This window comes from Acinetobacter sp. YH16051, assembly GCF_013417135.1.
Classification (GTDB): domain Bacteria; phylum Pseudomonadota; class Gammaproteobacteria; order Pseudomonadales; family Moraxellaceae; genus Acinetobacter; species Acinetobacter towneri.
Genome location: NZ_VPEN01000014.1, coordinates 26,033 through 51,673 on the forward strand (window position 1 = coordinate 26,033; position 25,641 = coordinate 51,673).

Here is a 25,641-nt window from a genome sequence, read left to right on the forward strand (position 1 = left end):
TTGGTGAATAACATGAATATATTAAGCAATTGATATATATGGGTTTATTTTGAGTGTTCGGTGTCTCAATTTATCTTATCATTCACAAAAAGATAAAAAGCTACTCAATCTTTCAATCAAGTAGCTTCAAAAATACGCCGTACAATCTGTTAAAGTTTTTTCCAAGTCATCGTGCTAATCGCATTCGCGCTCTTGGCTTTGCCATATACTTTCATTTGATTATTCGCCGCATTTAATTGAGCATCAATTTTATAGACATAACCATCTTTCGGATTAATCCATTGTCCTTGCGAAAATTGTTTCGGATTTGAATTTGCCACTAAGCCTTCTAATGCCTGCATGCCTTTTATGGGCTGATTCTTTAAGTTGCCTTGGCATTTACTGCATACCTCTAATTGAATTGTGCCTACCGATAACAAATTTCGAGTAATTACAGCACTATATTCCGAAGTTTTAGAGTTCTTACGAATCACAATTTCTGCAACATAATGCCCTTTATGATCATCAATGACTTTCCATGTACCAATCAATGGATCAAATGGCATGGCTTGAGCAGGAAAAATAAATCCCAAATATAGTGCAATTGCACCTAAAAAATTACGCATCATAAAAATATCAACTTAAAACCAATTTACAGCACGGTTGTGCTAAAAATGGGCGTGATTATAGCAATCAATGTTGAATTTAAAATAATTTTTTCATTAAAATTAAATGTTTATATGCTATTGGTTCGATGAAATATCATTAAAAATGTGAACCAATACGCGTTTTGTGGATGGATAATTTTTGATGTGTTGCAGCTTTATGTATAAAAGTGAATCTATAACGTGATTTTGTATGCAAATTAATCATCTATATTTCTATTTTCAACATTTGCTGTGTTATGGCGTAAACTAGACCTACAAGCTGTATCACTATAAGTTAAGAAATATTCACAGGAATGCTCTTAACTTTATCCTAAGTTTTTGTTTTTACTGTCTTAAATTTATCTATCTTTAAATTTAGGTTTAGTCATCAAGGTAACATCGTATGCTCAAGTGGTTCGAGAAACTTATAGATCCTTATCCAAATAAAGGTTTGACCGAACCCTTGCCAACCACGTTTTTTGCCTTTGTTTGGCAAGCAGCTTCAGGTGTACGTCCATATTTATTGTTATTGGTTTTATGTACTGCAGGCGCTGCCAGCTTTGAAGCTTTGCTATATGCAAAAATTGGCGATTTAGTCACATGGCTTAGTCAAAGTCAGCCAGATACTTTCCTTGCGCAACATCAGCAGAACCTTACTTTGCTGTTTTGTATTTTATTGGCCAATATCTTTTTTGCCAGTGCGCAGTCAATTGTGAAGCATCAAATGTTATACAGTGGTTTTCCAATGCGTTTGCGTTGGCGTTTCCACAATTTAATGTTGCAACAAAGTCTGGATTTTTTCCATAATGATTTTGCAGGAAGACTCTCTGCCAAAGTCATGCAAACCGCCTTAGCAGTACGTGAGTTTTGGGTCATTTTGGGCGATATGCTTGCCTATGTATTCATTTACTTTATTACGATTAGTCTGGTATTGGGCGCAATTTCTCCAATGCTCATTTTGCCGTTATTGCTATGGTTGGCTTTATTTATTCTTGCAGCAGCTTATTTTATTCCGCGTTTGAGCAAAGTATCTAATGAACAAGCCGATGCACGTGCGGTGATGACAGGACGCGTGACCGATGCTTATACCAATATTCAAACCGTAAAATTATTTGCGCATGCAGGTCGCGAAAGCCAATATGCCAAAGCGTCGATGCAAGAATTTATGTTGACGGTTTATAAACAAATGCGTTTGGGCGCTCAATATGAAATCAGCATCAATTTATTAAGCGTGGTGTTGTATGTGGGCGTTTTAGGTACAGCAATTTGGCTCTGGTTAAATGGCCGTGCAGAATTGGGGATTATTGCTGCCACCACAGCCATGATTCTTAAACTCAACAGTATTGCCGAGTTTATGATGTGGCAGACCTCTGCCCTGTTTGAAAATGTCGGCACCATTCAAGATGGTATGAAAACTCTCGGACGTCCAATTGCGATTCAAGACAAAGCCGATGCAAAACCATTACAAGTTGCTCAGGGCGAAATTCAGTTTAAAGATGTCAGTTTTGCTTATAACAGTAAAAACGTGATTGATCAGTTTAATCTGCATATTCGTGCAGGCGAAAAAATTGGTATCGTGGGACGTTCAGGCGCAGGTAAATCGACCTTAATTCAATTGCTTTTACATTTTTATGAGCTCAAACACGGCTCAATTATGATTGATGGGCAAAATATTGAAGATGTAACCCAAGACAGTTTGCGTAAAAATATTGCACTTGTCACTCAAGATACTTCGCTATTACACCGTACTGTGGCTGAAAATATTAAATATGGTCGTCCTGACGCGACTGATGCAGAAATGTTTGAAGCTGTACGCAAAGCCAAAGCCGAAGAATTTATTCCACAATTGACCGATTTACGTGGCAAAAAAGGCTATGAAGCCTACGTGGGCGAACGGGGTGTTAAACTTTCAGGTGGACAACGTCAACGTATTGCCATTGCCCGTGTTTTCTTAAAAGATGCACCTATTTTAATTTTAGATGAAGCCACCAGTGCGCTCGACTCTGAGGTTGAAGCGGCAATTCAATCGAGCCTCGATGAACTCATGCAAGGTAAAACTGTAATCGCGATTGCACACAGACTATCTACCATTGCACAAATGGATCGTTTAATTGTGCTCGATCAAGGACGTATTGCAGAACAAGGTACGCATGATGAACTGGTGGCTATGAACGGAATTTATGCACAACTTTGGCAGCGTCAAACAGGTGGTTTTTTAATTGAACAAGATAAAATCGTAAAACCATCGACTGATAAAAATTAGCATCTCCAGCAACTTTGCTGTAACTCAGGCTTTGATGAAATGCAGATTTATCGCATATAGTCAAAGCCTGTTTTGTCTAACAATTTCCATAGAATTTCTTTAATTTTCATGCCAAGATGCAATATGTCATCTACGTTCTTATGTCGCCGTTTGGCAAACTAAGATATGCATAGATGACAGTCGCTAAGGCAAATTAAAATAAAATTAGCAAATGCAATGGAACATGCATGAAAACAATATCAGCACGTCAGGAACAAGGTGTTCCAGGGGTTTATGGCTTATTGGTTTTGGATGTTGTATCCCGTTGGGGTTATAACGCAGATACCTTATTTGCACCATTTCAACTCAATAGCGAAATGTTGGCAGACCCAGAATGTCGTATTCCTACACCTATTGCCAATGAGTTGGTTAAACATGCTTTAAAACTTACAGGCGAATCGACGCTCGGTTATCATCTTGGTACGCAAATGCGCATTTCTATTCATGGCTTTATTGGCTATGCGATTATGACTGCGCATGAAATTAGTGATGCGCTGATTTTAGCCAATCGTTTTATTCAACTGCGTATGCCCTTTTTACAATTGTTTTTCTCAACTTTTGGTGAAAAAGCCAGTCTGCAATTGCAGTGTGATATTCACATGGAACCTTTACGCACAGAAATTGCCATCGCTTTAATTATTGGCATGATTACCATGAGTAAAGCCATGACAGGTACCGAACACTTTACAGGTGAAGTCGATTTTGACTTTCCTAAACCTGCAGGTTTTGATCAGTATTTTTCGAAATTTCCTTATCATCAATTCCGTTTTGATCAGCCGTATTTAGGTTTAAGTTTTGATAAGCAATATCTGGGCTTAAAAATGATTAATGCCGATCCTATTGCCAGTCAAATTGCGATTAATCAATGTGAAGCTGAGCTTTCAGCTTTAGGTGAACGTCGCCGAATTTCTATGCGGGTGCGTGATATTTTAACTCATGCAGAACAGCATTATTTAAGCATTGAAAATGTTGCCGACTATCTACACATGTCCGACCGCACACTCAAACGTCAACTGGCTGCAGAAGGTACTTCATTTTCAAACTTGGTCGATGAAGTCCGTTATCGACATGCGACTTCCCTGCTTTCCCGTACCGACTACACGCTAGAACAAATTGCCGATGAATTGGGTTATAGCGATGTGGCTAATTTTAGTCGTGCTTTTAAACGCTGGAGTGGACGCAGTCCGAGCAATTGGCGTAAAGATCCGTATTTATAAACTTTTGTTTTTGGCAAAAAGCATGTATAAAACATGGCAAAAAGATTCGATACAATTTAAGGAGTTATCAAATGAATCACCCTGCTGAATTAAAATATGCAAGAACACATGAATGGGTGCGTATTGAAGGTGATTTGATCGTCACAGGTATTTCAGACCATGCACAAGATGCTTTAGGCGATTTGGTCTATGTAGAAGCACCTGAAGTTGGTCAAAAAGTAATTGCGGGTGAACAAGCAGGTGTGGTTGAGTCTGTTAAAACAGCTTCAGATATTCACGCCCCTGTTTCAGGCGAAGTAGTTGAAGTGAATAGCAATTTAGAAGATGACCCTGATTTTGTGAATGATGAACCGTATGGCAAAGGCTGGATTTATAAAATCAAACCAGACAATATGGCAGATGTAGAACAGCTTTTATCAAGTGCAGACTATGAATCTGGCTTATAAGCCTTAAATTTGCAGCGTTTAATCGCTCAAATTCAAAGAAATCAGCTTCGGCTGATTTTTTTTGTATTGCAACTTTAGAAAATAAACCTAATTATCTTTATTTGATAAAATAATTAAAATAATTGCATTAAAATCTAATTTTAAGTTTAATTTTATTGAATAGCTGTACTTTTCACATAAATGGGTTTATTATTTTTTGCATGATCTCGCGGTGTGATGATTTCCAATAACAAAGCATCTGTATAACAAAGTACACATTGCACGCTACTCCACTCACCATATATAGGTTTAAGTTATGTCAGCTATAAATGTCGAACATTTATGGAATAAGTCGTTTATTCTCTGCTTATTCAATAACTTGTTCTTATTCATATTTTATTTTGCGCAAACGACAGTTTTGCCTATTTATATTGTGAATGAGTTGGGTGGTAGCTTGTCACAGGCAGGTTTAGCCATGACTTTGTTTATGTTATCTGCAATCGCGATTCGCCCATTTAGCGGTTTGATTATTGAAAAATTTGGTGTAAAGAAAACCTTATATGTTTCTGAAATCATGTTTTGTCTGTGTAGCGTGGCATACATTTTTGTAGATAGTTTACTGTTTCTACTCGTACTGCGTTTTTTACATGGGATTTGGTTCAGCATTGTCACCACAGTTACCGTCCCTATTGCCAATAACTTTATTCCAGACAGTCGCAAAGGTGAAGGTATGGGCTATTTTTTGGTGTCAGTAAATTTAGGGATTGTATTGGGACCTTTAATTGGTTTAAGTCTGATTCAAAGTGTTTCTTATGCCAGTATTTCTACCTTACTATCCGTCAGTGTTTGGGTAGGTTTCGCCTTCTGTTTAATGATTCCAATTGCGACCCAAAAAGTAAAAACTGAAACAACACCTAAACGTAAATTAGGGCTTCAAGATTTTGTAGAGAAAAAAGCAATTCCTGTATCACTCATGGCGATGATGGTTTCTTTCGCGTATGCCAGTATTATGTCATTTATTTCCACCTTTGCAGAATCACGCAATATGCTGTCTTATGCGAGTTTATTCTTCGTGATATTTGCAGTTTCGATGATGATTTTGCGCCCAATTACAGGCAAAATTTATGATCGTAAAGGGGCGAGTTATGTGATTTATCCTGCAATTATATTATTTGCTTTAGGATTAATTGTCTTGAGTCAGGTACACAGTGTATTCGGTTTTATGTTGGCTGCTGCATTAATTGGTGTAGGGTTCGGGTCTGCCCAACCTTGCCTGCAAACCATTTCAATTCAACGCTCCCCTAAAGATCGTATTGGTCATGCCACATCTACGTATTTTTGTTGTTACGATATTGGTATCGCCTTAGGCGCGTTAATTCTAGGTTGGATTATTGCGGGTTATGACTATACCGCAGCGTATTTGCTCTGTGCTGTTGTGACCTTAATCAGTTTAATTTTCTATAAATTTGTTGTGGCTAAACAACCTAATGCAGATATTCAGGCTTAGTTTTTAATAGCAGCAAAAGAATTGTTATTTTAAAAACTAATCTAAGAAGAGTTGATTTTTAAATACTCTCCCACCCAAAAAACCTGAAATTTCAGGTTTTTTGGGTTTCTGGAGTTTTATTTTTTATGCAGTTTTAGCCAAAACCTGACGATTTAAGCTTTCAGCGACCTCAATAAGCAGTTGTTCAGTCTTATCCCAACCCAAGCAGCCATCGGTAACAGATTGACCATAAGTCATCTCGCAAGAAATCTTTTGATTTCCATCCACCAAATGACTTTCTAACATGATGCCACGGACTTGCGTCTGTTCACGTTCTGCCACAATGGTACGCAAGACTTGCGGTTGTTGTTGTGGGTCTTTATGGCTGTTACCGTGACTACAGTCAATAATCAATGCAGGCAACTGCCCTTTGGCTTTGTGCTGAATTTTCTCAATTTCTGCCAATTGATAATTTGGCCCTGAATTTGCGCCACGTAAAATTAAATGCGCGTGTGGATTACCTTGTGATGACAAAATAGCAGGTAAACCCGACTGGCTCATTCCCATGAATTGATGTGGATGACTTGCCGATTGAATTGCATCTAATGCAATTTGAATTGAGCCATCAGTTCCGTTTTTGAAACCAATGCTATACGGCATGGCGCTAGAAATTTCACGGTGAATTTGTGATTCACTGGTACGTGCGCCAATTGCACCCCAAGCCAGTACATCATCAAAATATCCCGTTGCCATTGGGCTTAAAATTTCAGAAGCAATTGGTAAACCCATTTCTATAATTTGTAGATACAGTTCACGTGATTTTTCTAAGCCTAATTGCATGTTTGCAGAGCCATCTAAGTCTGGGTCATACAAAAAGCCTTTCCAGCCTACCGTAGTACGTGGCTTTTCGATATAGGCGCGCATCACCAAGAAAATTTGATCTGAAACTTGGCTTTGTAATTGTTTTAATTTTTCTGCGTATTCGAGTGCTGCTTGCGGATCATGAATTGAACAAGGTCCTGTAATGACCAATAAGCGAGGGTCTGTGCCCGCTAAAATGTTCTGAATAATCTGTCGATGTTGTGCGATTTGTTGTTTTAGCGCAGATGAAAGTGGGAGTTGCGCTTTGAGTTGATGCGGTAAACTTAAACTAATTTCAGTATTGTTGGTCTGTTGTTGTAAAGCAGTATTTAAAGCATTCATTGGTCTGTTCCTTTGGACTGTTTCTCTTTTTTACAGTCCGATCATTTATTTCAGCGTTATGGGTCTAATGGATTGCAAGGTTTGAGTCATAGATTGACTAAAGTAAAACCAATAAAAGTTGCTAAAGTATGAATAATTAACGTTGTACATGATTAAATCTCCGAAAAACCTATAAAATTCAAAACACCAGACATAAAAAAACCTGATCAGGGTTGCCGATCAGGTATCAACTGGTGGGCAACCTTTTGCCCGAACGCGACTCAGGCAATCATTGAAACTGCCAAAAGTAATAGTAAGCGTTTGCAATTAAAGGTTGCTTTAACATCTTGTTTTCATCAAAAAATGAGCTGTTAAAATTAAAATACGCTGTATTGTTCCGTTTGGCAATCCTTTTTGTAAAATAATTTTTATTGGATGTATTTATTAAAATTAAGCTGCTGTTTTAGCGAATCCAGGGGTTAAAAAAACCAAGCCGAAGCTTGGTTTTTGTTGGGTCTTTATTTAAGCGCGTTACTCATCATTGATCAAAATGAATCACACTACGAATAGATTTACCCTCATGCATTAAATCAAAGGCTTCATTAATTTGGTCTAGCCCCATGGTGTGCGTTACAAATGGTTCGAGTTGAATATCACCCTTCATGGCTTCTTCAACCATGCCTGGCAATTGCGAACGACCTTTTACACCACCAAACGCAGTTCCTTTCCAAGTACGACCTGTCACCAATTGGAATGGACGAGTTGAAATTTCCTGACCTGCACCTGCAACACCAATAATAATGGATTGTCCCCAACCACGATGCGCACATTCCAAAGCGGAACGCATCACATTGGTATTTCCAATACATTCAAAAGAATGATCTACGCCCCAACCTGTTTTTTCCACAATGACTTCCTGAATTGGGCGGTCATAATCTTTTGGATTTAAGAATTCGGTTGCACCAAATTGTTCTGCCAATTTGAATTTCTCTGGGTTGGTATCAATGGCGATAATACGGCTGGCTTTGGCTTTATGCGCACCTTGCACAACTGCTAAACCAATACCACCTAAGCCAAATACCGCAACGGTATCGCCTTCTTGGACTTTTGCAGTATTTTTAACTGCACCTAAACCAGTTGTAACACCGCAACCTAATAAGCAAACTTGCTCATGATTGGCTTCAGGATTAATTTTTGCTAAAGATACTTCAGCAACTACCGTATATTCACTAAAGGTTGAACAGCCCATGTAGTGATAAATCGGTTGTCCATTATAAGAAAAACGTGTCGTGCCATCAGGCATTAAACCTTTACCTTGTGTCGCACGTACGGAAACGCATAGGTTGGTTTTACCAGATTTACAGAATAAACATTCGCCACATTCTGCTGTGTAAAGCGGAATCACATGATCGCCTGGTTGAACACTGGTCACACCCTCACCAACTTCAACCACAATACCTGCACCTTCATGGCCAAGAACTGCAGGGAAAACACCTTCAGGATCTTCACCCGATAAGGTAAATGCATCGGTATGGCATACCCCTGTGTGGGTAATTTTGACCAAGACTTCTCCAGCCTGCGGCGGTGCAACATCAATTTCAACAATTTCAAGCGGCTGACCTGGGCCGAATGCGACGGCTGCACGTGATTTCATGAGCAAATTATCCCTAAAAAATACATTAACAGATGATAAGGGGCTGCTGACAATTCGTCTATGTTTGCGATGTGAGAGAGATATCTCGCAAGCTATTTATAAAATATCAACAGACTCTCACAATACCCTCTTTCTATTCAGAGTTTCAAGCATTAACATGAGGATAATCTCCATGTATAAATACAGAATGACTTAAGAATAATCATGAAGATCCAAAGACCTTGTTACTGGCTTGGAATGTTGGCTTTTTTCGCTATTTTACTGACAGGATGCAGTTTACCGATGAATCAAGCGAGCAAAGATAGCCCTGTTGAGCATTATGTAGATCATTGGCTGAATGGTCAGGAAATTGATGCACATTTATCCCAAAATTTAACAGCGTATCTTTCTCTAAATGATGCCTTTAGTAGCATCGCCTCGCGTTTATATTTGATTCAAAAAGCACAGCACCATTTAGATTTACAATATTACATTTGGGAAGATGATTTAATTGGTCAGTTGATGTTGGCTGAACTGCTCAAAGCAGCAGATCGTGGTGTAAAAGTTCGTTTATTAATTGATGATCAAAATGGTACGCAACTTGATCCAACCTTAAAACGGCTTGCTCAGCATCCTAATTTTGAAATAAAAATTTTCAATCCGTACAAATATCGGCATTTTCGTGTGATGGATTATTTGTTTCGTTTTAAACAAATCAATCGCCGTATGCACAATAAACTAATTATTGCCGATGGGGCGATTGCCGTGACAGGTGGGCGTAATATTAGCCGTGAATATTTTGATGCCAGTGAAAATTTTCAATTTACTGATATGGATATTCTATTCTATGGCAGTGCTGTCCCCCAAGCCAATGCCGTGTTTTTAGAGTTTTGGAATGACGAACTAAGCTATTCAGTAAAGCAATTATTAGGCACAGGCAACGCGTTGCAATTGAGAGAATTGCGTAATCGCTATGAATTAAATGCCAAATATAAAGATAAAATTCGTGAACGTGTGGCTAACGCGCAAGAAGAAGTCAGCATCAAATTAGAACAACATCCTGTACAGTGGGTATGTGCGCATTTTGTGGCAGATTCTCCGAATAAAATTCGGGGTACAGCTCAAGGCGAGCAACTGATTTACAAACAAATGTTAAAGTTAATGGGTGAGCCCAAACAACATTTAGAACTGGTTTCTGCCTATTTTGTCCCAACAGAAGATGGTCTTAAAACACTCACTCAACTGGCTGAAAAAGGAATACAGATACGTGTATTGACCAATTCATTTTTAGCCAATGATGTGCCTTTGGTACATGCATTTTATCAGCAGTATCGCGTAGATTTACTTAAATCAGGTATTCGTTTATATGAATTTAAGCCTTATATTGAACGAAAAAAGCGTACTTGGTATGAAGTTGCAACGGGTAACGTAATTCCTGCCAAAGGCAAAAACGCCTCGAGTTTACATGCCAAATTCTTTGATATAGATGGCATGGTCTTTGTAGGTTCTTTTAACCTTGATCCTCGTTCTGCAAAATTAAATACCGAAGTTGGCTTGGTGTTAGAGTCTGAACAATTGCAAAACGATGTTTCTCAATCTTTAGACCGCTATTTGCCACAAATTGCGTATGAACTGCAATTAGACGAAAACGGTCAAATTATTTGGTTAGATCATCAGGCAGATGGCAGTATTCAAACGTATCATCATGATCCTGAAACCACACAGTTTCAGCGTTTTATGATGAAAACAGTTTCATTATTCCCTATTGAATGGATGATGTAATGACAATAGATAGACATTAATTATGGAAGCGTATTTTTCTTTCTCTGCCATCACTGTCTACAATTATTTAAAGTTACTTATAGTAAGCCTATTTCTTTAAATAAGTTAAAATACGCTTCTGCCTTTTTCTCTAAAGCTAAAGGATAGGCTCGTGAAGATGAAGGCATCCGATATAAATGCAGCTCACGCTTGGCAAAATAGCAATGTGTCGCCTGCCCAATTTGAGGTTTTTCGGCAGATTCAGGCATAGATAACATGAGTGTATCAGTCGCTTTATCGCCTGTGGTCATAATGCTTTGACATAAAGGTATCTTGCTTAAAAGTGCTGCAATATCCATTGGTTTTTCAATCTGTAAAAATTTGTCTGATGCATTGCCTTTTAAGCGAATCACCTGCTGCGCCGTATCTGAAATAGCAATGCCAGTGGTGTTTAAAAAATCAATAATTTTATGAAGATGAAAATTTTTAGCTTCTAAATCTAAAAAGTAGTTTTTATCTTGAAAAAAGCATAAGCCCAAAATTCGCCACATATCATTTTGATAATTCGGATAATAAAAATCCATTTTCCAACGGCTTTTAGGTGGTGGAAAACTCCCAAGCATTAACAGCTTGGCATTGGCTGGTAAAAAGGGTTCGAGTGGATGGGTTTCTATTTTAGAATCAGACATTTATAGATTGAACCTTTGGTCTTTAAATTAAGCTAAGACATTGCAGTACGAGCAACTTCATAATGATTTTTATGTAACTTCCCTTGATTGAATAACCATGTCGCAACTTCTGGCCAAAAATACATTGCAGATCTAGATGCAAGTCCATACATCGGACGTGGAAAGTTTCCGTCACCACGTTTATTTTGCGCATATAAAGATAATGCTTGACGAGTCATTCCAGCACGTTCAGCCATTACTGCCAAAGTTGAATAACCTTGCTCTTCTACTATCAGATCATGAAATCCTAATGAGCGAATATTGTCTAATGCTGAGTGAATCGCTTGTTCTGCATTTTCAGCTTCACGGTCAAACTCAAGATAAATTGTATCGTTATAACTGCAAACTAATGCATCATCACAACCCGCTTCAAAGAACTTATCTTCTAGCACAGACAGATCAGAACGTGCGTCACGTACCACAACAGTAAAGTGATAGTTATTCATAGTTCATCTCCATGACATTGCTTTACTTTACGCAAGATTTGTTTTGCATGTGCTGATTTACCTGAATCGATAACATCCCAGCCGTTTTCAATCGCATATTCAATTGCTTCGCGAATATGTTTATTGGGATGTTTCTTCATATTTTCATTCTGCTTGATGATTTAATTATAATTTAGTGTTGACGATTGTTAACACTATACCATTATTTAAGTTAATTTACCTAAAACCACTCCAAAATCCTATCCGAGACTTCTTTCCCCCAAATCTGGTAAATTTCTTTACTTGGATGAAAACCATCTTTTGCCATTTCTAAACTCATGGATTGATATTTTCGAATATCATATTCAATCCACTGCATATCTTCTTGTTGTGCAATCATTTTTTCTAATTGTAAGTTCATTTGTTTTGCGTATTGTCCAAATAGCCAAGATAATGGATTGGGCAATGCGGGAAATAAATGCATTGGTGGAACCCCCGTAGCAATGATTAATTCAGGTTGGAATTTCGCTTGAATAAGTTGATAAAAATGTTGCTGTTGTTTAATCCAAGTCTGTGCCGACATTAAGCGTGTTACATCGTTGACACCAACAGAAGTAACCACAACATCATATTTTTGATTTACCAGTTTTTTCGTTTTTTGAATGACTTGTGAGGTAGTATCTCCAGACTGCGCCTCTAAACGCCAATGTACTTGGTACTGATGCTGCAAAGCAGAAATCACCGCACCTAAAAGCGCATCATTTTGATGTGCTACCCCAACGCCTGCAGCGGCAGAATCGCCTAAAATCAATAATGACAGCGTTTGCCCTTCCCCTGTAATACCTTCTCGTGCGCCTTCGGCTTCAGGCAATCGGATCTTGTTCTTTTTAACACGACTTCCCTGAATCACCAAAGCGGGAATTAAGGCAAGGGTTGCTGTTCTAAGCCACATCACATTTCACTCTTAAATACGAAAACCGAAAATACAAATTTTAAACCCAAACAAAAGTAGAGACTCAAATATAAAAATAGCATCGTGTCATTTAAAGTGATTGCATTCATCATCAGCTTTAAATTTCAGGATGCTATTCAAATACTATGATATCGCTGCTATTTAGCCGAGTTTATTGACCAATTTTAATGGTAAAACTTTCATAGCTAAGCCCAATGGCAACCATGGCCATTTAGGTACATAGGCTTTAATTGGCGCTTTTTCAATTTCTGCAGCAAGTAAGCGTGAACCTGTTTTTTCATCAACTTCAAAAGGCAGTTTTTTTGCACCTTCGTTGATTTCGGTACGAATATAACCAGGGAAAATAGTCGTAACTTGAATAGGTGTATCAATTAATTCTGCACGAATTCCTTCTGCTAAATGTGCTACTGCAGCTTTACTTGCACCGTAAGCAGTAAGATGTTTTGGCATACCACGAATGGCACTCATAGATGAAATCATCACCAAATGCCCTGAGTTTTGCTCACGGAAAATTTCAACCGCGGCTTCACACTGCGCCAAAGCTGAAATAAAGTTGGTTTCTACTGTGGCTTTGTTGATGGCAAAATTACCTTTACCAATGCGACGTCCTTCGCCCACGCCTGCATTGACAATAATGCGGTCAATTTGTCCAAAATCTTGTTTAAATTCACGAAACACCTGAAACACCTGATCATAATTGGTGACATCCAGCGTTTTTGCAATAACACGAATACCAAACTGGCTTTCCAGTTCTTGTTTCAGCGTTTCCAAACGCTCTAAACGTCGGGCGCAAATTGCAAGGTTATAACCCATTTGAGCAAATTCACGTGCCATACCCGCACCAATACCTGAACTTGCACCTGTAATTAGAATTGTTTTTGTCATGGTTTGATCCTTAAATCCAAGTCAATAAATTTGAGTTTTCAGCTTTAATAAAATGATGTTCATTCAAGCTTAACAGTTGTGGTTCACTGCCGACCAAACGTAAAGTGGTGATACTTGAGTTAGTAATTGCCCAGTTCAATGCAAAGGTTTTATTGGGCGTTAAGCCTAAAATTTTACCTGCAGCCACAGAAATCACACCACCAGAAGTAAATACCACAGCATATCGTGGTTGTTTTTGGGCTAAGTCATCACATAAATGCTGCAATGCATCTTCGACACGCTGTTTAAAATGCGGCCAAGATTCTTCATATTCATGGTGATATTCACCGCCCGTCCAGCGTTCTATCGCACCTTCAAAAATTTTTGCCAAATATGCACGAGGATTGACCTCTTTGGCGACATCTTCTTTCATCAATTCAGGTTGATTAAAACGCGGTTCATACTGCGCGAAAACCTGTTGATGATTAAACTCGTTCCATGCGCTGTCGGTATGAATTTCGACCTCAGGAAAACATTCTGCCAAAGCCAGTTGTGCAGTTTGCTGATGGCGCTGCATTGAACCAGCCACCACATAGGGTGCTTCTTTTAAAATGCGATCAAAATAACGTCCGAGCAATTTGGCTTGTAACTCACCATTAGGCGAAAGTTGATCATAACTTTCTGCCCCAAAAGATGCTTGCCCATGACGAATTAAATAAATGGTGGTCATTTCGGCATCAATTCCTTAAATTTGGCGATATATTTTTGTGCTAGTTCATTTGCTTCCAGTTTTTGTAAACCAATTAACTTTAAGGCACGAATATGCAAAGCATGAATGACAATCCAGAAATCCTTAAATGCAGGATTATTGGTTTGCTTGTGGAAATAACGATAATAAATTTGCTGGGCGATCACCGCTAAACGGAAAATTCCAAACACTTCATAGAATGTCCAGTTATCGGTGCTCAAGCCTGTTTTTTGCAAATAATAGTCCACCACTTGCTGACGTGTGAACATGCCTTTTAAGTGCGTTGGTTGACGACGGGTGGCTTTAAAAATTTGATTATCGGTATCTTCAACCCAATATGCCAAAGCCGAGCCTAAATCCATGAGTGGATCGCCCAGTGTTGCCATTTCCCAGTCCAAAACGCCAATCACTTGAGTCGGATGTTTCGGGTCTAAAATCACATTATCAAAACGCCAGTCGTTATGAATAATGCAGGTTTTTGAATCTGCAGGAATATGGTCTAACAACCATTTACGCACATATTTAAAAGATGGCACGTTGATGGTATGTGCTTTGGCATAGCGTGCATCCCAACCTTCTACCTGACGTCGGCAATAACCATCACCTTTCCCTAATTTTTCTAGCTCAGTTCCTGCATAAGGTACTTGATGCAGCTCAATCAGTTTATCAATGACATTTACACAAAGTTCATGTACTTGAGTTTCGCTAAAATCAAGCTCTGGTGGCAATTTTGCACGTGGGATAATGCCTTCAATACGTTGCATCACGTAAAAATCGCAGCCAATTACAGCTTCATCCTGACACAACGCCACCATTTCAGGTAACACAGGATAAAACGGGGCTAAATTCTTTTGCACATGATATTCACGCGCCATGTCATGTGCAGATTTAGCTTTAGTACCTTTGGGCGGACGACGCAAAATTAAATCAGCATTGCTGTACTTAAGGCGATATGTCCAGTTCGATGCACCGCCTGAATATTGTGTGACTTCTACAGGTTCTACGACATCGACATTTTGTTGTTTTAACCATGCTGTCACTGCCTGAATATCGAGTTCTTCGCCTTCGCGTACTGTGCCGCCTACATCAATAACTGACATTATTTTTCCCTAATTTTCCAATTTTTTTAATCTAACATAGATTTTCTGTGTTCTCTTGAGATGTTTCGGCAATATCAGAAATATTGCCGAATACACTACCAAGCGACACAATAAAAAATTCGCAACTGACTTATTTTTTGCGGCTGCTACGATAACCACGTTTAGCCAACTCAAGTTTGGCAATCATGCCTTTGTGTACTTCGTCTGGTCCATCGGCAAGACGTAAACTACGCGCTTGGGCAAAGAAACCTGTCAACGGTGTATCTCTAGATACGCCTGCACCACCATGAATCTGCATCGCCATATCAACTACTTTTTCCAAGACACTTGGTGCAACCACTTTAATGGCAGAAATTTCGGTAAGTGCTGCCATATTGCCTAAAGTATCCATTTTATAGGCTGCATAGAGAGTTAATAAACGTGCTTGGTCAATCGCCACACGTGCTTCCGCTACACGCTCCAAATTGCCACCGAGTTTCAGAATTTCCTTGCCAAATGCGGTACGACTCATGCCACGGTCAATCATCAACTCCAAAGATTTTTCGGCTGCACCAATACAACGCATACAATGGTGAATACGCCCCGGACCTAAACGACCTTGTGCAATTTCAAAACCTTGTCCTGCACCGCCAATAAAGTTGGCAACAGGCACACGCACGTTATCAAAACTGACTTCGCCATGACCGTGTGGCGCGTCGTAATCACCAAATACAGGTAACATGCGTTGAATTTTAACGCCCGCAGTATCCACAGGGACTAAAACCATAGAGTGTTGATGATGACGGTCTTTGGTTTCATCGGGTGTATGCGCCATAAAAATAATAATTTTGGCATTTGGATCGCCCAAACCTGAAGACCACCATTTACGACCATTCAAGACAATTTCATCGCCGTCTACGACTGCTGTTGCCTGCATATTGGTCGCATCACTTGAAGCCACTGCAGGTTCAGTCATACAAAACACAGAACGAATTTTACCTTCAAGCAGCGGTGTCAGCCATTCTGCCTTTTGTGCTTCAGAACCATAGCGCCATAAAACTTCCATGTTGCCGCTGTCGGGTGCATTACAGTTAAATACGGTTGGCGCAATCAAACTGCGTCCACTCAACTCTGCAATGTGTGCATATTCTTGTACCGACAAACCTTGTCCTAATTCTGGACAAGGTAAAAACATATTCCATAAACCTGCAGCTTTGGCTTTGGCTTTTAATTGTTCTAATTGTGCTGGCCATTGCCATTTAGTCCAGTCACCACCCTGATTTAATTCGTGAACTTCTGCCCAGAATTCAGCTTCAATCGGCTCAATTTCTTTGGCAATAAAGGCTTTGGTACGTTCTATATAGTCTTTGGCGCGTGCAGATAGCTCAAACATGGTTCAAATCCCTTAAAATATTGTATTCATTGCTTTACAACACCTTAACTTGAAAAGTAATATGAACAAAATGATTTAATTCAATAAAACACTATGAATCATGTTCATAACAATGCAAAAGTTGATCTTACCGTTTTTCATCGTTTAGACATCAATTTATACCCGATGTTTGTTGCAATTTATGAGCAGCGCAGTATTTCCAAAGCTGCACAAATTTTGTGTATTAGCCAATCTGCCGCCAGTCATGCTTTGCAGCGTTTAAGACAACATTTACAAGATGATTTACTGGTGCGAAGTGGCAATAAAATGCTGCCTACGCCTTTTGCCGAGCAAATTTATCCGACTATTAAAAATGCCTTGTTGGCGATTCAAAGTATTGCAATACAGAAACAGCAATTTGAGCCGAATATGTTGCAATCGCTCAAAATTGCTATCCATGATGAAATTGAACCGATTATTTTTCCTAAATTGGTGGCACATTTTCAAAAGTTGAACTTGGATATTCAATTTCTGAGCCACAAATTAGACCGCAAAACGGTTTTGGCAGATTTAGCAACACAACAAATTGATTTTGTAATTGATTTAGAACAAAACTTTGGCGATAAAATTCAGTTTCAATCCTTAGTTCAAGACCAATTTGTGGTCTGTAGTTCACAACAAGAAATGAATACTGCACTTTATTTATCTTCTGCACATATTGGGGTTTCATCACGGCGTACAGGTATGTTGCTAGAAGATATTTATTTGCATCAAAAGCAATTATCACGGCAGGTTTTTTTACGTTGTCAGCACTATTCTACGGCGTTACAGATTTTACAGCAGCATCCTCAAGCAATACTAACTATTCCTAAAATGATTTTAAAGCATTTGAATATGAGCCAAAAATTGAATATTTTTGATGTGCCTGTAGACTTGCCTGTAATTAATATGGGGATGTATTGGCATAAAGATTTACAGGAAAATTCAAGGCATTATTTCTTAAGAGAGGAAATTTCTAAAATCTTTGCTTAGGCTATTTTGAATTAATCTTGAATTTGCAAGTGGTTGCTAATCGTCTTGTATGATTCTATAAAAAATAAAAGCCGCCGAGACAGCTTTTTAATATGGGTTTGTTCTTAAAACTTCGCTTCCAATACTTTTGTAGATACTTTGCCTTTCCATAAATCACGCAAAATTGGCAAATAGAACTTTTCACCTACTTCTACCAATTCAGCATCAATTAAGGCATGTGTTTCATGCATAAATAAGTAATCTAGCTCCACAGTTTGTAATTGTTGTTGTGCTTTGGCGAAATCTTTACGTTTTTGTTGGGCTTGTTTCACTAACTGATCTGCAAATGTCTTGCCCTTGAACTGACTGAGCGCATTTAAACGTAATTCAATCACGCCCCACCCACTGAGCAGCAATTTAAATAACTCTAAATCTGCAGTGGTTGATTCCCACGTCATTTCTTCCAGATTTTCATTTTCAGGCAATACAGGTAGTAAAAGCTCCATTACACTTGGAAAAATCTTTTTAAAATTCAAGATAAATTTAACAGGCTGCTCACCCGGGTAATCTTTAAATTGCACGTGTTGCTGAACATCTGTTAAATAAATTGAGAGCATTGAAAATTTCCGTAGTTAAGATATTGAGTTGCTTATAAAAAAATTAAATTTTGCAAAATAAATGCAAAACTTTAGCAAAACAGTATTTTGAAGTATTGCGTATTCTAGCAATTATGGCAGCTTAATCAATGTAAGTTGAATAAGGAACGGACATAAAAGAAAGCATCTAAAAGTGGTTAATGCGACTAAATGACGGGTTTTGAACTATTACATTTAGATAGCACCTTGTAGCAGCCTATTCTGCCGTTATGCAAATTATGTCTTTACACCAACACATAAATTTAAAATCGTATTAGGATGAATTACCCCTCTACATTCAAATTAGGTGCAATAGAAAACCCAGCATTTAGGCTGGGTTTAGTATATTTTACTTGATTAATGCAACGCCATTTCCGCGCTTTTAGCTAAGAATGCCGAACGGCTTAAATGTTGTTTTTTTGCAACAGCATCAATACGTTTCACTAAAGCTTCTGGCATGCTGATATTAATACGAATAGACTTTGTATTTACTTTTGTTGTATCAATATCAACTAACAACCAAAACCCCCCCTCAAATCGCTCATCACCTAACCATTGCTCTGGGCTTGATGGTTCTGGTAACGGAATATCTTCACCATCAAAGTGAACTTCAACCGCTTCCTGTGCCATGCGCTGAATATCTTGCATCTCATCTGCTGCGCTAAAGCATCCATCAAAGTCAGGAAAGGTTAAACCGTATGCGCTATCTTCATCTTTGTGAACATATACTGGATATAACATTTTTACCTCCACTCCCAACCAGCCTGTTTATATATATTGCGTAGAGTTCCTATTGGCATATCTTTACGTGGATGTGGTACCACAACATGTCCAGGCTTTTCAGGATGCTTATACTTTTCATGGTCGCCTTTACCACCCACTTTGTACCAGCCTTCCTGCTCAAGACGCTTAATAATGTCTTTGCTGTTCATTGTGTAATTATACACAACATAATTTTAATAAGGAAGGATGCCCAAAATTTTCCCTGATTTTCATAAACAAAGTCTGTGTCTACCTCGCATCATGTGCAGACAAACACAGACCTTGAATTTGTTTAAAACTGATTACTTGGTATTCGGTGCAATCATTTGTTCAGGACGTACCACTTCATCAAACTGCTCTGCTGTGACCAAATTCAGCTCTACTGCAACTTGCTTTAAGGTTTTATTTTCCTTATAAGCTGTTTTAGCCACCTTCGCTGCATTCTCATAACCAATTACAGGATTCAAAGCGGTCACTAACATGAGTGAATCATGCAAAAAGTGATCTATTTTTTCACGGTTTGCTTGAATGCCAACGGCACAATGCTCATTAAAGCTATTGCAGGCATCACCCAAGAGTTGAATAGATTGCAATAAGTTATATGCGATCACTGGCATAAATACATTCAGCTCAAAATTGCCCGATGCACCTGCCACGTTAATCGTGGTGTCATTGCCCAATACCTGTGCAACTACCATGGTCATCGCTTCGCTTTGTGTTGGATTAACCTTACCCGGCATAATACTTGAACCAGGTTCATTTTCTGGAATACGCAACTCACCAAAACCACAACGCGGGCCACTGGCTAACCAGCGAATATCATTGGCAATTTTATTTAAACTCACCGCCAAAGTTTTTAATGCACCCGAAGCAAATACTGCAGCATCACGCCCTGCCAAAGCCTCAAACTTATTTGGTGCAGTCACAAAAGCTAAGCCTGTAAGCTGTGCCAATTGCTCCGCTGCCTGTACCGCATAATCAGGATGTGCATTTAAGCCTGTACCGACTGCTGTACCACCAAGCGGCAACTCATACAAGCCTGTTAAAGCCTGTTCCAAACGCTTTAAACTATGATCTAATTGAGATACATAGCCACTAAATTCCTGCCCTAAAGTTAATGGCGTTGCATCTTGTAAATGTGTACGTCCAATTTTGACAATTTCAGAAAATTCTTCACTTTTGGCATGCAACGTATCACGCAAACCCTTTACTGCAGGAATGAGCAGTTCATTAATTTGCAAACTCGCTGCTACATGAATTGCAGTTGGAAAAGAATCATTGGTCGATTGGGCGCGGTTGACATGATCATTCGGATGTACAGGCTTTTGTGCACCTAAAGGATTCCCCAGTTTTTGATTGGCGATATTGGCAATCACTTCATTGCAGTTCATGTTACTTTGCGTACCCGAACCTGTTTGCCACACCACCAAAGGAAATTGACTGTCCCACTGCCCTGCAATGACTTCATCTGCTGCACCGACAATGTACTGCGCCAACTCTTGCGGGATTTGCCCTAAGTTTGCATTGGTTATTGCCGCAGCTTTTTTAACCAAACCCATAGCGCGAATCATGGCGCGTGGTAAACGCTCATTGCCGATTTTAAAATTTTGTAAGCTGCGCTGAGTTTGTGCGCCCCAAAGCGCGTCATTCGGAACTTCAACCTCACCCATGGTGTCATGTTCAATACGTGTTTGCATGTTCAGCCTCATTCCTTCGTGATTTCAATGATGTCATGTGCTCTTATCTCGATCTTATAAAAAACAGACAGCCTAGTAAATGATAATTATTATCAATAATTCCGTTGCATTGTATCTGTTTCAGCTATGAGGCTTCGTGAATCGCATCTCAACGAATTTTATAGCGCTTACTTTTAATGCTTAAGCGTATTTTGATAAAAACGCCATTCATCCTCTAGCATTTTTTCCAGACTACGTTTTGGCTGCCAGTGTAAATATTGTTGTGCCTTATCTACGACTGCACCTAACTGATCTAACTCAGGATATTCATAATGAATTGCAGGAACTGTAGCAATTTCAGTGTCAGTGACTTCACTAATACGTGCAAGTAATTGTTGAATTGAAACCACTTCTCCCGCAATATTAAAAGCTTCACAGCTATGCGTTTGCTCAAATAACCAATGCAGGCTTGCAATCACAGCATCACAGGCATCGAGTACGTGCACAAAGCTACGTTCTACAGTTTGATCTGCAGTATTAGCTTGCTGACGTAATTCAATCGCTTCACGCTGCTGTACTGCGACTTGCATCGCCAAAGGAATAATATTTTTAGGTAACGGAGCAACGACTTCACCTAAAATGCCGTGTTCAAATGCACCTGCTATATTACTCAAGCGCAAAATAGCAATATTCCATTCATTATCCGTTCTAAAAGTATCGCGGATGATTTCTTCAACCATCTGCTGAGATTTCACATACGGATTGGCATAGGTGTAATTAAAACTCTGGCTTTCTTCCAGATTCAATCCTGACTTGCCATAGACCGCTATACTTGAAAGATGCACTAAACGACGCACACCTGTACGTTGCATGGAACGCAATAAACTCATAATACAACTGACGTTATCGTTATAATATTCCAGTGGTTTAAGCACCGATTCTTCTAAAGATTTAAACCCTGCACAATGCACCACCGCAATAATCGAATATTGTTCAAAAACTTTGTTCAGCGCAGGCGTATTTCTTACATCCAGTTTGGCAAAAGGCACATAACGCCCTGCAATATATTCAAGTCGCTCTAAAGTCTGCATACTTGCATTGGATAAATTATCTACAATAATGACCTCTTGCCCTTGAGCCATTAGGCTTAATGCAATGTGTGAGCCTATAAAGCCTAAACCACCAGTCACTAAAATCATTTATACTACCTTTTTTTATAAAGTCTGAATGCGCCTTGGCACATTGCATTAGTGAATTTTGATGAGCACCTTATTACTAATAACCTCCGCACCAACCTCTATTCATGCATGGCATGCACTCGGTCTTGCTCAAGCCTTACAACAGAAAAATGAGGCTTTTCGTGTGTTTTTTTATCAAGATGGCGTTGCTGTAGCGAATGAGTTGCAATGGGTACCCGATGATCAACGCAACCTCAAAACAGAATGGCAAAAATTGTCTATTCGTTTACCCGTATGTGTAAGTGCCGCACTGGCACGTGGTATTAGCGATGCAGACAATGCCAAACGCCATCAACTGAGCCAACACAATTTAGCCGCAGGCTTTGAATTGGTTGGCTTGGGCGAACTGACCGATGCAGTGCAAAGCACAGAACGCCTGATTCAATTTTAAGCGATTCATTTTGTAAATCTGTTGCATTTAAAAGGTAAATTGTGTGAAAACTGTACTCGTGGTTTTACGTCAGGCCAATTTAAACAGCTTACAAGTGCATGAAAGCTTGTCTGCAACAATGGTACTGGCAACTTTTGGTTGTGAAGTCAAAGTGTTATTACAAGATGCGGCATTAAGCCTATTACAGTCGGAACTGGCATTTGATTCACTAAAACATGCTTTTAAAGTGGCATCCAATTTGGTCGATAGCTTTGAGTTTTATGACCTCAGCCCAATTTTGATTGAAAATAAACATGCTAACTCGCTGTTTATCAAAAATACGGTACATGAAATTGAATGGGTGGAACTGAATCGGGAGCTGATTCAAACCTTTGATCGAGTTTTATATTGGTAGGTTGATCGGTGGTTTAACAATCTGATTGATCATTTGACCATATCTAAACATCTAAAGAGAAAAGCATGTCTGACGCAAATTTATATTTAATCCAAGCGAGCTTTGATAGCACCGCAACAATTTTAGCAGAGCTAAATGCCTTGTATGCTCCGCAAGACAGCGTTGTACTTATGGGTGATGCGGTATTGCATCAGCAACATCCACTCTGTGCCCAGCTAGACAAAATATATGTACTGGAAAATGATGCAGAAATATTGAATGGTCATTTGGCGGAAAATGTACAGCCGATTAATTATGCAGCTTTTGCAACGCTGTGTTTAGCACATCAGCGCTGTATCAGCTTAAAATAGCAAGCCGTAATGATATGAAACCAATGCAAAGCATTTTTAAGGGTGAATGAAACAAGAGATGACACTAGAATTAGATCAAGATGGACATTTGCTGGATTACACTGTCTGGAATGAACAAGTGGCGCAAGAATTGGCGCAAAGTTTAGAGCTTGAACTCACAGCTTGGCATTTTGAAGTTTTGCACGCTGTACGCCAATTTTATCAGCAATTTGGACACTCACCTGCAACCCGTCCTTTAATCAAATTTTTAATGAAAACTGTAAGCCCAGAGATTAACAACGCTGTTTTGCAGGAAAAATTTAATACAGGTTTGGTGGCACGGCATTTAAGTCGTTTAGCGGGTATTCCTAAACCAGCCAACTGCTTATAGACAAACTGTTGCTGATTAATACAGCACTGATTTAGGCTTGTTTTAAATTCTGCTGTGCTTGGATGTACTGATAATACACTGGGGTAAAATGTGGTTTTACTTGCTTGGCATGCAGTTCTTCACCACATTCCGAACATACTACGACAGGTTGAAACGTCTTAGCACAATTTTTATGGATGTATTCCACAGGCTTACCTAAACCTTGATCCATCCATTTATCTGCCCAATTTGCCATAGACAGCATTAAGGGATAAAGCTCCAAGCCCTTCTCTGTCAATTTATATTCAAAACGTTCTTGGCGCTCTACATAAGGCACTTTGACTAAAATTTCATGTTCCACCAAACGCTTTAAACGATCTGACAATACATGCCGCGTTACGCCCAAATGTTGTTGAAAATCATCAAAGCGACGCATGCCCATAAAGGCATTACGAATAATCAGCATCGTCCAACGGTCACCAATCACCGACAAGGTTCGTGCAATCGAACAAGGCTGCTCGCCAATTTCATCCCATTTCATCTATGTCGCCTATCCCTCAGTTCACTACCTGCAAGTTAAAAGATTCTACAGTCTTTGCAAAGTCAGTTTTGCATGAAAATTGATAAAAAATGAAGTATGACTTCACAATCTGCTTAAAAGGGATCCCCAGTTTTGGGGTTTTATATGTCTGCATCTTCAATCTTCAGATTTGCTATTCACTTATAAGGCAGATCACACTATTTAGATGTAGCTCCTGCACAAAAAACTTGTTCAGTCATACCTGAAGCCGTGAAACTGTTGTGCTGCTGCTCTAAATAACGCCTTGCCACCATTAACATCACAGGTGCAGGATACAAGTTTGGATTGTGCTCGGAAATTTCAGCAATATTTTTATAGGCGTGATAGCGTGCACAAAATGCCTGTTTTTGTTGTTCTGCCGTTGCTTGGCTAGCTGGGTCATCCAGTATTTTTTTGCTGTCATTCACAATTTGCGTGTATTGATTTAACAAATATTGATATTGCGTTTGGGTCAATCCATCGACTGCGTGTTGGATTGTAATAGGCATCGATGATGCTTCAAGTGCCAACTGCTGCGCTTGAATACCTTGTGCCATTACGCTCAGACTTTGCAGTCCAAGCATAATGCTCACCGATATTTTTGCCATGTTCGACATGCGCATAGGCTTAAGACTCATCGCCTTCTTTCCAGACATCTTCATAGTCATCAGCATCAATCATAAAGCGGTAGCCTTGTTCTAAAGCCAAGTATGGAAGCACATCGGGCAAAATATCTTGTAGCTCGCGTACAGGCATGGTTTCAAAGTTCACGTCATCTTCACCCAATTCACCGCCATAAATGTACCACGCGACTTTTTCTTCACCTTCTGGCGCTTTACGCAAGCCCACAAGTGGATCTTTATTTAAGGTCTGGACTGCAACTGCGACAACATCATCGCCACTCACAGCAATATAGGCTGAACCAAATTCTTCACAGAGCAGTTTTTGTTCTTCTATCAACTCTGCCAAGGCTGAGTTTTTTTGCTTTTGCTGTGGTTTAGACATGACAATTCTCTAAGATAAGCTGTGAGTATTCTAACGAGATTGTACAGATAGAAAATCTTTATTTTTATCCACTGGAGCGAAAAACCTCGTGGTTCAGCACGAGGATATAAGCGACTGGAGTAAACCATATGAACGACACGAAATGTCGTTTTAAATACTTGTACTATAGTCACTATTAAGAAAAATACTGTTAAAATAATTGGATGAAGACACTCAAATTACGCATAAAAGACAAACATTGCAAGGTGCTAAATCAGTTAGCATCCGAAGTAAATTTTGTCTGGAATTATGTCAATGATTTGTGTTTTAAGCATCTGCAACGTAAACAACAATTCTTTTCAGCATACGACATTGCAAAATACACGAAAGGCACATCGAAAGAATGCAACTTGCACAGTCAAACTATTCAGGCAGTGACAGAAGAATTGGTCACAAGACGCAAGCAGTTCA

At 39.2% G+C, this 25,641-nt stretch carries 29 protein-coding genes and 1 pseudogene; 11 read left to right on the forward strand and 19 right to left on the reverse strand.

The window, feature by feature from the left end; translation table 11 throughout:
• Window positions 1-149: 149 nt before the first annotated feature.
• Window positions 150-608 (reverse strand): DUF2147 domain-containing protein, encoded by a 459-nt coding sequence (locus tag FTV41_RS11130; RefSeq protein WP_136143933.1) that lies wholly within the window; start codon window positions 606-608, stop codon window positions 150-152.
• Between the two features lie 421 nt (window positions 609-1,029).
• Here FTV41_RS11130 and FTV41_RS11135 point away from each other — a divergent pair, with 421 nt between their 5' ends.
• The 4 genes from FTV41_RS11135 (at window position 1,030) to FTV41_RS11150 (ending at window position 6,077) form a co-directional block, all read left to right on the forward strand.
• On the forward strand, window positions 1,030-2,889 hold the full coding sequence (locus tag FTV41_RS11135; protein ID WP_167846013.1) for an ABC transporter ATP-binding protein: 1,860 nt from the start codon (window positions 1,030-1,032) through the stop codon (window positions 2,887-2,889).
• Between the two features lie 227 nt (window positions 2,890-3,116).
• On the forward strand, window positions 3,117-4,145 hold the full coding sequence (locus FTV41_RS11140; protein ID WP_004973729.1) for an AraC family transcriptional regulator: 1,029 nt from the start codon (window positions 3,117-3,119) through the stop codon (window positions 4,143-4,145).
• 71 nt (window positions 4,146-4,216) lie between these two features.
• Window positions 4,217-4,591: a glycine cleavage system protein GcvH gene (gcvH, locus tag FTV41_RS11145; RefSeq protein ID WP_104851960.1), complete on the forward strand. Its 375-nt coding sequence runs from the start codon at window positions 4,217-4,219 to the stop codon at window positions 4,589-4,591.
• A gap of 295 nt (window positions 4,592-4,886) precedes the next feature.
• Window positions 4,887-6,077: an MFS transporter gene (locus FTV41_RS11150; RefSeq protein WP_179996561.1), complete on the forward strand. Its 1,191-nt coding sequence runs from the start codon at window positions 4,887-4,889 to the stop codon at window positions 6,075-6,077.
• 123 nt (window positions 6,078-6,200) lie between these two features.
• On the opposite strand, the gene FTV41_RS11155 is transcribed toward FTV41_RS11150, so the two are convergent.
• On the reverse strand, window positions 6,201-7,259 hold the full coding sequence (locus tag FTV41_RS11155) for a 3-deoxy-7-phosphoheptulonate synthase (protein WP_104851962.1): 1,059 nt from the start codon (window positions 7,257-7,259) through the stop codon (window positions 6,201-6,203).
• 517 nt (window positions 7,260-7,776) lie between these two features.
• Window positions 7,777-8,892 (reverse strand): S-(hydroxymethyl)glutathione dehydrogenase/class III alcohol dehydrogenase, encoded by a 1,116-nt coding sequence (locus FTV41_RS11160; protein WP_004973720.1) that lies wholly within the window; start codon window positions 8,890-8,892, stop codon window positions 7,777-7,779.
• Between the two features lie 237 nt (window positions 8,893-9,129).
• On the opposite strand from FTV41_RS11160, the gene FTV41_RS11165 reads away from it, so the two are divergent.
• On the forward strand, window positions 9,130-10,653 hold the full coding sequence (locus FTV41_RS11165) for a phospholipase D family protein (protein ID WP_131261443.1): 1,524 nt from the start codon (window positions 9,130-9,132) through the stop codon (window positions 10,651-10,653).
• A 77-nt stretch (window positions 10,654-10,730) separates the two neighbouring features.
• Here FTV41_RS11165 and FTV41_RS11170 read toward each other — a convergent pair whose 3' ends face one another.
• The 8 genes from FTV41_RS11170 to FTV41_RS11205 form a co-directional block, all read right to left on the reverse strand.
• Window positions 10,731-11,321: a uracil-DNA glycosylase family protein gene (locus FTV41_RS11170; protein WP_104851964.1), complete on the reverse strand. Its 591-nt coding sequence runs from the start codon at window positions 11,319-11,321 to the stop codon at window positions 10,731-10,733.
• Window positions 11,322-11,353: 32 nt separating this feature from the next.
• Complete coding sequence (locus FTV41_RS11175; protein WP_154320746.1) at window positions 11,354-11,806, reverse strand: XRE family transcriptional regulator; 453 nt, start codon at window positions 11,804-11,806, stop codon at window positions 11,354-11,356.
• Window positions 11,803-11,946, reverse strand: coding sequence for a hypothetical protein (locus tag FTV41_RS11180; protein WP_179988972.1), 144 nt, complete (start codon window positions 11,944-11,946; stop codon window positions 11,803-11,805). Before FTV41_RS11180 ends, FTV41_RS11175 begins: the two co-directional genes overlap by 4 nt.
• 80 nt (window positions 11,947-12,026) lie before the next feature.
• Window positions 12,027-12,737 carry an SGNH/GDSL hydrolase family protein gene (locus FTV41_RS11185; RefSeq protein WP_179996562.1) on the reverse strand — a complete coding sequence of 237 codons (711 nt, stop codon included), beginning with the start codon at window positions 12,735-12,737 and terminating at the stop codon, window positions 12,027-12,029.
• A 162-nt stretch (window positions 12,738-12,899) separates the two neighbouring features.
• Window positions 12,900-13,643: an SDR family oxidoreductase gene (locus FTV41_RS11190; protein WP_004973576.1), complete on the reverse strand. Its 744-nt coding sequence runs from the start codon at window positions 13,641-13,643 to the stop codon at window positions 12,900-12,902.
• Between the two features lie 10 nt (window positions 13,644-13,653).
• Entirely contained in the window at window positions 13,654-14,352 is a 699-nt protein-coding gene (locus FTV41_RS11195) for a histidine phosphatase family protein (RefSeq protein WP_004973573.1), read from the reverse strand.
• A complete protein-coding gene (locus tag FTV41_RS11200; protein ID WP_004973572.1) occupies window positions 14,349-15,470 on the reverse strand; it encodes a phosphotransferase family protein in 1,122 nt (373 codons plus the stop codon). Before FTV41_RS11200 ends, FTV41_RS11195 begins: the two co-directional genes overlap by 4 nt.
• A gap of 130 nt (window positions 15,471-15,600) precedes the next feature.
• Window positions 15,601-16,842, reverse strand: coding sequence for an acyl-CoA dehydrogenase family protein (locus tag FTV41_RS11205; protein WP_004973568.1), 1,242 nt, complete (start codon window positions 16,840-16,842; stop codon window positions 15,601-15,603).
• A 93-nt stretch (window positions 16,843-16,935) separates the two neighbouring features.
• Here FTV41_RS11205 and FTV41_RS11210 point away from each other — a divergent pair, with 93 nt between their 5' ends.
• Complete coding sequence (locus tag FTV41_RS11210; protein ID WP_104851971.1) at window positions 16,936-17,853, forward strand: LysR family transcriptional regulator; 918 nt, start codon at window positions 16,936-16,938, stop codon at window positions 17,851-17,853.
• Window positions 17,854-17,957: 104 nt separating this feature from the next.
• Here the strand turns inward: FTV41_RS11210 and FTV41_RS11215 are convergent, their stop codons facing one another.
• The 5 genes from FTV41_RS11215 to FTV41_RS11235 form a co-directional block, all read right to left on the reverse strand.
• Complete coding sequence (locus tag FTV41_RS11215) at window positions 17,958-18,449, reverse strand: hypothetical protein (protein WP_004973565.1); 492 nt, start codon at window positions 18,447-18,449, stop codon at window positions 17,958-17,960.
• Between the two features lie 375 nt (window positions 18,450-18,824).
• The gene (locus tag FTV41_RS11220; protein ID WP_004973564.1) at window positions 18,825-19,208 is read right to left on the reverse strand and encodes a type II toxin-antitoxin system HicB family antitoxin; all 384 of its coding nucleotides are present in this window, start codon (window positions 19,206-19,208) and stop codon (window positions 18,825-18,827) included.
• A gap of 2 nt (window positions 19,209-19,210) precedes the next feature.
• Window positions 19,211-19,399: a type II toxin-antitoxin system HicA family toxin gene (locus FTV41_RS11225; RefSeq protein ID WP_004973562.1), complete on the reverse strand. Its 189-nt coding sequence runs from the start codon at window positions 19,397-19,399 to the stop codon at window positions 19,211-19,213.
• Between the two features lie 132 nt (window positions 19,400-19,531).
• Window positions 19,532-20,926: a class II fumarate hydratase gene (gene fumC, locus FTV41_RS11230; protein ID WP_179995488.1), complete on the reverse strand. Its 1,395-nt coding sequence runs from the start codon at window positions 20,924-20,926 to the stop codon at window positions 19,532-19,534.
• Window positions 20,927-21,099: 173 nt separating this feature from the next.
• Window positions 21,100-22,104, reverse strand: coding sequence for an SDR family NAD(P)-dependent oxidoreductase (locus tag FTV41_RS11235; RefSeq protein ID WP_096902815.1), 1,005 nt, complete (start codon window positions 22,102-22,104; stop codon window positions 21,100-21,102).
• 61 nt (window positions 22,105-22,165) lie between these two features.
• Here FTV41_RS11235 and tusD point away from each other — a divergent pair, with 61 nt between their 5' ends.
• The 4 genes from tusD to FTV41_RS11255 all read left to right on the forward strand — a co-directional run bounded on the left by tusD (window position 22,166) and on the right by FTV41_RS11255 (window position 23,648).
• Complete coding sequence (tusD, locus tag FTV41_RS11240; RefSeq protein WP_136144696.1) at window positions 22,166-22,534, forward strand: sulfurtransferase complex subunit TusD; 369 nt, start codon at window positions 22,166-22,168, stop codon at window positions 22,532-22,534.
• Window positions 22,535-22,577: 43 nt separating this feature from the next.
• On the forward strand, window positions 22,578-22,928 hold the full coding sequence (locus FTV41_RS11245; RefSeq protein WP_167846018.1) for a hypothetical protein: 351 nt from the start codon (window positions 22,578-22,580) through the stop codon (window positions 22,926-22,928).
• Between the two features lie 65 nt (window positions 22,929-22,993).
• Window positions 22,994-23,278 (forward strand): DsrH/TusB family sulfur metabolism protein, encoded by a 285-nt coding sequence (locus tag FTV41_RS11250; protein ID WP_004973553.1) that lies wholly within the window; start codon window positions 22,994-22,996, stop codon window positions 23,276-23,278.
• Between the two features lie 58 nt (window positions 23,279-23,336).
• Window positions 23,337-23,648: a TusE/DsrC/DsvC family sulfur relay protein gene (locus FTV41_RS11255; protein ID WP_026438386.1), complete on the forward strand. Its 312-nt coding sequence runs from the start codon at window positions 23,337-23,339 to the stop codon at window positions 23,646-23,648.
• 31 nt (window positions 23,649-23,679) lie between these two features.
• Here FTV41_RS11255 and FTV41_RS11260 read toward each other — a convergent pair whose 3' ends face one another.
• From FTV41_RS11260 to FTV41_RS11270, 3 genes are all read right to left on the reverse strand, one after another.
• A complete protein-coding gene (locus tag FTV41_RS11260; protein WP_004973550.1) occupies window positions 23,680-24,168 on the reverse strand; it encodes a helix-turn-helix domain-containing protein in 489 nt (162 codons plus the stop codon).
• A 197-nt stretch (window positions 24,169-24,365) separates the two neighbouring features.
• Window positions 24,366-24,824 carry a hypothetical protein gene (locus FTV41_RS11265; protein ID WP_225530225.1) on the reverse strand — a complete coding sequence of 153 codons (459 nt, stop codon included), beginning with the start codon at window positions 24,822-24,824 and terminating at the stop codon, window positions 24,366-24,368.
• Window positions 24,814-25,191, reverse strand: a complete 378-nt coding sequence (locus FTV41_RS11270) for a hypothetical protein (RefSeq protein ID WP_004973545.1) — start codon at window positions 25,189-25,191, stop codon at window positions 24,814-24,816. The genes FTV41_RS11265 and FTV41_RS11270 overlap by 11 nt, the downstream gene beginning before the upstream one ends.
• A 203-nt stretch (window positions 25,192-25,394) precedes the next feature.
• On the opposite strand from FTV41_RS11270, the pseudogene FTV41_RS11275 reads away from it, so the two are divergent.
• Window positions 25,395-25,641 (forward strand): annotated as a pseudogene (locus FTV41_RS11275) (RNA-guided endonuclease TnpB family protein); the annotation flags it as partial.